Source organism: uncultured Methanobrevibacter sp., from assembly GCF_905235195.1.
GTDB lineage: Archaea > Methanobacteriota > Methanobacteria > Methanobacteriales > Methanobacteriaceae > Methanarmilla.
The window spans coordinates 1-7,803 of the sequence record NZ_CAJOKH010000067.1 but is presented as its reverse complement, the minus strand read 5'-3'; the positions used below and the strand labels follow the sequence as shown (position 1 = coordinate 7,803).

The window sequence follows — 7,803 nt, the reverse complement described above, 5'->3', positions numbered from 1 at the left end:
TGAAGAAAGAGAAAAAGATAAATATTATCATAAAAAATGCAAATCAAACATTCAAGATAGCTTTTAAAAAATCAAAATTTTCTTAGCTTGACAGCATTGGTAAAATATTAATGAATTTTTAAAATAAAATTTATAAAAATTTATTTAAGAAAATTAATAAAAAAAATCGATGTTAATATTAGTAAAATACGAATATTTTATCTTAGTATTTGAATTTTAAAAAAATGATTAAAATTTGAAATTATATTTTTTTAATAAACAAGGATTTACTAATAATAAAAATAAATAGTAATTTTAAGAGGAAAAATGAAATAAATATGAAATTATTATTAAAATATTTAAAAAAATAATAAAATAAATCAATTTTTAAAAAAATTTTTTAAGGATAAAGTTAAAAATAGTATTTATGAATAAAAAAGTTGATATGGTTTCAGTGCCTAAAAAGTCTTTCTGGAATTTAAGTATACCTTTAATTGGTTTTTGTATTTTTAATGCATTTTATGGCATAGTTGATATGGTATGGATATCACAAATAAGTATTCATGCTAGTTTTGCAGTAGGTATTTCAATACCTTTTGTTTCTCTTATATTTGCATTTGGTGATTCAATTGGTATGGGAACTAATTCTCTTATGTCTCGTTTTATGGGGGCAGATGATTATGAAAATGCATATAATACATTAATTCATGGATTACTTTTATCTAATATAATATGGGTTCTTATAGTAATATGTGCTTTATTCACCCAAGGACTATTATATGATGTGAATCAATCTGAATCATATCTTCTAGTTTGGGATTATTTAATTCCAATTATAACTTTTGCATATATATTCATTATGCTTAATGTGTTCTCTGAAACTTTTCAAGCAGAAGGAAATTCAAAAATTCCAACAATATTAATGATATCATCAAATATATTAAATATAATTTTAGATCCTATTTTTATTTTTACATTACATTTAGGAATTAAAGGAGCAGCATATACTACCGTTTTATCTTCAATGATTCCATTTATAATCTTTTTATATTTATATACCTCTGGAAAAACTAAAGTACCTTTATCTAAAAAATACTTTAAATTCCGACCATACATTATAACTGAAATTTTCAAAGTTGCTCTTCCTAATTTCTTAGATAGTGGATTATGGGCTTTCTCATCATCATTTATTAATGGTATATTACTAATAACAATGGGCGAAATAGGACCTATACTTTATTCAGTATCAAATAAAATTAGAACATTATTGTCTTCACCAACTCGTGGTTATGGTGGAGCATTAATGAGTGTTACAGGACATTTATTCGGAGGACAACAATTCGATAAATTAAATGAAATGTATAAATACGTTCTTAAAGTGTCAATTATTACAGCGGTTATAGTGATGATTGGATTCATGATTATACGTAATTATGCCTATAAATTTTTTTCCATTACCGGAATGGAATCACAAATATTGTGGATTGCAATTTTTGGAATATTTATAATAATTTCAATTTCTATTGCAACAATTTCTTCAAAGATGTTAGACGGTTTTGGAAAAAGTATGTACTCACTATTATTTACTATAATAAAAATTATTATGCAAGTAAGTATAATATTTGTATTATTTAAAATATTAGCTAATGCTAGCTGTGTATTAATTGGAATTACTGTTAGTGAAGTAGTATTTGCCATTATATATTACTTATTCTTAAGATATCTATTCAATAATTTTGATAAACAATACGAAAATAAAGATGTAGTTAAAAAGTTCGATGCTGATAATGATAGCGGATTTTTGAAAAAAATTAAAAAATACGATAAAACTATAAAAAATAATAGTATTCAAAGAAAAATACTATATATCATAGAATTAATCGCTATGTTAATAGTTGTAATTGAAATCATTCTCTCACCTATTTCATTTAATGATTATTCAATGTTCGCTAGTGGAATAATATGTTTAACTATAGGTACAGTTAGCATATTACTATTAAAAAAAATAGATCAACCAAAAATTTCTTTAATAGGTTTTATGATTTCCGCTCTTTTAATTTTCACCTTTATGACTGTTTATGGAAATTCAAACATACTTTTATTTATAATTACCCAAATTTTGATAATATTTATTATAATAATACTTAAAAAATTAAAATCTTAATAAATTAAAATATATTATAATAAATACTTAAAAAATTAAGAAAAGTTAATAATTTCTGTCTTTCTTTTTTAAAAACAGCACATTTTATAAATATTTAAATCAGATATTTTAAATGAATAAAATTATTGAATTTAGATAGAAATATTAAAATTAAAGTATTGTTTAAAATCTAAAAATAGTTGAGTAATATATTTTTTAGTGCGGGGAACGGGACTTGAACCCGCGAAGGGACTAACCCACTAGGCCCTCAACCTAGCGCCTTTGACCACTCGACCATCCCCGCATATTTGATAATACTAAATATACAGTAATCAAATATATACTAATAATAGTATATAAATATATCTAATATTTTATATTCTAAGATAAAATTAGATAAATTAAAAAAAAATAAAATTAAAGCATATTGTTTCTAAATGAAATTGAAAATATTTTAAATTTTAAAATTTTCAAAATTTATCCATATATAATTAAAGTTTTTAAAATATAGATAAAAAAAATTATTTAAACTATTCTAATATGATTTCCATATAAATGTCTTTAAAATTAGCCAAATCATTGATTAAATTTCTATCTAAATCACTTGCTGCCTTATCAGCATGAATCATTAAAGTTCTACTACAAATAAAATCACTTTTTCTTATAACAATATCTGTTAAATGATTTAAAGGCAATCGATGATCACCTTTTCCACAAATCTCATCATAGCCATTTTCAGTTTTAAGACATACCCTAACTTTTGTATTATCATTTTGTAGCTTTTCTTTGAAATCTTCTGGAAAATTAAGCATAGTTTTATCCATATCCAAACCAATAATACAGTCACCTGCTTTAGTCAATGTTTTATCTTTAGTAATCTCAAATGTTGAGTGATGTTGGGCAGTTATATTTGAATGCCCTTTAGCTTTAATTTTTAAGTTCATAACAATTTCCCAAAAAATTTATTAATAATATATAATTGTTTATTGCTTAAATTTAATAAATTTAATTATCCAATAATTAAATAAGCTTTAATTTAAAATTATAAAAAATATTATGATTAAATCATATATATAATATTTAATTATATTAGCAAGATTTAATAAAAAAATGTGATAATATGAAAGGAACCTACTGTCTAATTATTAATCTAAAGGAAAAATCAACAATTAAAATAGGTTCACTAGGTAAAATTAACTTTGATAAAGGATGTTATATTTATATTGGTTCTGCAATGAACTCAATAATTGCTCGTATAAAAAGACATTTATCGGATGATAAAAAATTACATTGGCATATAGATTATCTTCTTAAAGACCAAAATAGTGAAATTATTGATGTAATATTTACAATTTCAACTAAGAAATTGGAATGTAAATTATCAGAATTTATTAATAAGAAATCAAATAATAAGATAGATAAATTCGGTTCTAGTGATTGTAATTGCGAAAGTCATCTCTATTATTTTAAAAAAATTAAAAATGCAAAAATAGAATGTATAAATGCTTATCAAAATAATAATATGAGTTACTTTGACCTTAAGTATTTCAATGAAAATCTAAATAAATAAAATTAATAAAAAAAACTAATTAGAAAAGGATTTAAAGAAATCTTCAAATTCATCTTCATCCATAGGCTCGGGAGTAGATTTTTCATTATTATTTAAAATATTCTCTGCAAGTACTGAATATAACTCTGCTTCAACAGATTCTGGGTATTTTTCAACTACTGTTTTTGCATCAAGCTCAGCATCCTGTATAAGATGACTTCTATCAATAACACCTACAACCTTTGTACCTATTTTTTCTGCAAAAATTGAAACAATATCCTCTTCATTTAAAACATTACGTTTATTTAAGATAATTCCGCTAAGATTGCCTTTTAATTTTTTAATTCCTCGAGATATATTATTAGCCGCATAAAGTGACATATATTCACCTGATGATACAATGTAAACCTCATCAGCATAATCCTTTCTAAGTGGTACTGAAAAGCCACCACATACAACATCTCCTAATACATCATAAAACCTTACATCCAAATCTTCATCAAATGCATTAAGTTTTTCAAGGTTTTTCATAGCAACAATTACACCACGTCCAGCACAACCAACACCAGGTTTGGGTCCTCCACTTTCTGTACATAATATATCATTATATCCTTTAAAAACAATATCCTCAAGAGAAGGATTTTTATTCTCTTCAATTGTATTTATAATAGTAGGTAACCTTTGACCATATAATGTTCTAGTAGTATCTGCCTTAGGATCACATCCTATAACCATAACCTTTAAATCTTGATTACTTAAAGCTGCAGATAAATTAGCAACAGTTGTAGATTTACCAATTCCACCTTTTCCATAAATAGCTATTCTTTTTTCACCCATATTAATTACCTTCAACTCTTTCAACTAATTTATATACAAAATCATTTTTACGTAATTTATAAGGTATTTTTATACCTACATTTAGACCTTTTTCGACAAAATCTATTTGCTCATTGTTTATTTCCATAGAATCTATAGTATGTCGAATGGAACCTGTGGTTGGTCCTTGAATCATTATCTCATCACCAACTGATAAATCATCCCAAATTTTAATTTCAGCAACTTTTACTTTATTATAATAATTAATTACTTTACCAATATCTTTTTTAATATATTTAGATTTATTGTTTTCGCTTATTTCATAGGGAGTGTTAAAATAAAAACCAGTATCATAACCTCGATTAAAAACTTCATTTAACCTTTCCATCCATTGCGGATTATATTTATATTTTTCCTTGTCACTCTGATACAAATCAATAGCTTCACGATAAACAGATGTTGCTGTTGCAGCATAATCAGCTGATCTAGCTCTACCTTCTATTTTAAAAGCATCAACACCAGTATCAATTAATTCAGGAATATGTTCAATCATCGACATATCTTTTGGTGAGAAAAATGTGGTTCTATATGAATTATCATAGGCCTCTGAAATAAAAAATGTCTCTTCATCAGTTTTTAAATCACTACTATTAATTACTTTATCGTTTTTATCATAATCAAAACTTAATTTCCAGTTTTTACGACAGGGTTGGAGACAATCTCCACAATTAGCACTACGGCCATATAAACCATAACTTAAAAAACATCTGCCAGATATGGCCATACACATTGCACCATGTATAAAGACTTCCGTTTCAATTGGAGATTTAGATGCAATATTTTTAATCTCATTAATTGATAATTCACGTGATAAAATTGCTCTTTTAGCACCAATTTTAGATAATACTTTAAGTGTATCAGTATTTGTAACATTTTCTTGTACACTAATATGAGCTTCTATGCCACTATCTATACATTTTTCTATAAGAGCAATGTCTGATAAAATAACACCATCCACATCCCTTTGTGCAAGTTCAGGTATTTGTTTTGACAATCTAAGTATGTCTTTATCTTTTAAAATAGTATTTGTACATACATATAATTTAGAACCATAGTCGTTACATATTTTAGATGCCTTTTTAATATCATCCATTTTAAAGTTTGATGCATTAATCCTCATATTGACCCCTTCAAGACCAATATAAATAGCATCCGCACCATTTTTAACAACTGCACTAAGTGCTGTGAAGTCTCCTGCAGGAGATAGTAGTTCTACCATAATACCCCAATAAGTTAATAATTAATTTTAAATAAATGCAATAATGACTAGTAAAAAAATAGAAAAATAAAAAATAAAAAGAAAAATAAAAAGAGGAAATTATAATAATTTAATCATCTTTTGAAAAACTTTGGATTAAGAAATCATAATAGGATTCTGCTTCCAAATCATTTGGTATTTCAGTAGGATATTTCTCATTAATACAACCAAGACAAAGTTCATCCTCTCCCATACCAATAGCCTCAACAAGTGAAGGAATACTAATATAACCTAAAGCATCTGAACCAATTTTTTCTTGAATCTCTTCAATAGTGAAGTTTGCCGCAATTAATTCATCTTTAGATGCCATTGCAACACCATAGAAACATGGTGCAATAACTGGAGGACAACCAATAAGCAAATAAATCTTACGTGCTCCTGCCTCTCTTAAAATGTTAATTAATTCAGCAGAGGTAGTACCTCTTACAATACTATCATCAATAAGTACAATATCTTTACCTTGAAGACCTTCCTTAAGAGGATTTAATTTAAGTTTTACTGCCAATTCTCTCTCTTCTTGAGAAGGCATAATAAATGTTCTTCCAACATATCTATTTTTAATCAAACCTTCACCATAGTCTATTCCACTTGCACGTGCATAACCTAGAGCACATGGAATTGAAGAATCAGGTACTGGTACTACTAAATCAGCATCAAATGGGAATTCTTCATATAATTTTTTACCAATATTCAATCTAACATCAAAAACTGATTTTTCATCAATAACACTATCAGGCCTTGCAAAGTAAACATACTCAAACATACACCTTGCATTATTATATTTATCAGCAATTTCTAAAGTATGGCTTGTAAGTTCCCCATCAATAACAGATATTATCTCACCAGGCTTAAAGTCTCTAATAAACTCAGCACTAATAACATCAAAAGCAACAGATTCACTTGCCACAATATACTTATCATCTTTTTTAGCAATAGCTAGTGGTTTCATAGCTTTTGGATCACGAATAGCATATAATTCATCATTGATTAATATTACAATTGAATAAGAACCTATAATCATTTTTGAAATTTTTTCCAAGGTTTTTATAATATCTCCATTTTTAGAATGTTCTTCTTTAATAAGATAACATAAAACCTCACTGTCTGTATCTGAATTAAATTCATAACCTATATTTTCAAGGTGTAATCTTAAATGTTTAGAATTAACTATGTCTCCATTATGAGCCATAGCAATATATCCTCCTTCAAAGTCTGTTACAAAAGGTTGAGAATTTTCAAGTTTTGATTGGCCAGTTGTAGAATACCTTACATGACCAATTCCGATTTCTCCCTCTAATTTTTGAAGTTCATTATTTTTAAAGACATCAGATACTAAACCCATACCACAATAATAATTGATTCCTTTTTGATGGTTATAGGTAGCAATACCTGCAGATTCTTGACCTCTATGTTGTAAGGCATATAAAGCATAATAAACTGATGCTGATACATCCTTATCAAAATTTTTAGAGTATATACATTTATCCTTCATTTTATTCTCCCTTTAAAAATCTATTAATTTTATATTATTTTAATATTACTAATCTAATTTATATAAATTTTATAATATATAGATTATGATTAATTATAAATCGGCACTTTAAAAAACTTAAGTGATTTTAATTTTTAAAAAATATTTCAATATAATTTTTTTCTCTATTAATTTTCCGTTATTTTTAATTTAAAAGTAGTAAACTTAATATATAAGGTGAAGCTAATATATTAATACGACAAAACCAAATATAAAAGCTTCAAATAGTATTATGTCTGATAAACAATTTAAACTTTCCGATTTGATTCTGGAGTTTTCTAAATTCCGTACGATTAGGATAAAAAACGTATCAGTTGTCAAACTGTTGATAATCCTTTATTTATCTTAAGTAAAAAAAAATGGTAAAAAATATTTTAAACCTTCAAAATGTTTTTTGTCCAGAATATAACTCTCATGATGTTGTTAAAAATGGAACTTATTCAAGAAAATTGATATTTTTAATAGAT

Annotated in this window: 6 protein-coding genes and 1 tRNA gene; 2 read left to right on the top strand and 5 right to left on the bottom strand. The window is 25.6% G+C overall.

From position 1 onward, the window contains the following. The first annotated feature begins 406 nt into the window (after positions 1-406). A complete protein-coding gene (locus QZ146_RS07895) occupies positions 407-2,143 on the top strand; it encodes an MATE family efflux transporter (protein WP_295723307.1) in 1,737 nt (578 codons plus the stop codon). 199 nt (positions 2,144-2,342) lie between these two features. Here the strand turns inward: QZ146_RS07895 and QZ146_RS07890 are convergent. Then, positions 2,343-2,426, bottom strand: a tRNA-Leu gene (locus tag QZ146_RS07890). 226 nt (positions 2,427-2,652) lie between these two features. Continuing rightward, positions 2,653-3,066 (bottom strand): DUF371 domain-containing protein, encoded by a 414-nt coding sequence (locus QZ146_RS07885; RefSeq protein WP_295723305.1) that lies wholly within the window; start codon positions 3,064-3,066, stop codon positions 2,653-2,655. Positions 3,067-3,242: 176 nt separating this feature from the next. Between QZ146_RS07885 and QZ146_RS07880 the strand changes: the two genes are divergently transcribed. Then, entirely contained in the window at positions 3,243-3,692 is a 450-nt protein-coding gene (locus tag QZ146_RS07880) for a DUF123 domain-containing protein (protein WP_295723303.1), read from the top strand. Positions 3,693-3,707: 15 nt separating this feature from the next. Here the strand turns inward: QZ146_RS07880 and cfbC are convergent, their stop codons facing one another. From cfbC to purF, 3 genes are all read right to left on the bottom strand, one after another. Continuing rightward, complete coding sequence (gene cfbC / locus QZ146_RS07875) at positions 3,708-4,508, bottom strand: Ni-sirohydrochlorin a,c-diamide reductive cyclase ATP-dependent reductase subunit (RefSeq protein WP_295723302.1); 801 nt, start codon at positions 4,506-4,508, stop codon at positions 3,708-3,710. 1 nt (position 4,509) lies between these two features. Further along, entirely contained in the window at positions 4,510-5,766 is a 1,257-nt protein-coding gene (locus QZ146_RS07870; RefSeq protein ID WP_295723301.1) for a peptidase U32 family protein, read from the bottom strand. A gap of 109 nt (positions 5,767-5,875) precedes the next feature. Further along, positions 5,876-7,297: an amidophosphoribosyltransferase gene (gene purF / locus QZ146_RS07865; RefSeq protein WP_295723299.1), complete on the bottom strand. Its 1,422-nt coding sequence runs from the start codon at positions 7,295-7,297 to the stop codon at positions 5,876-5,878. Between the last annotated feature and the right edge of the window lie 506 nt (positions 7,298-7,803).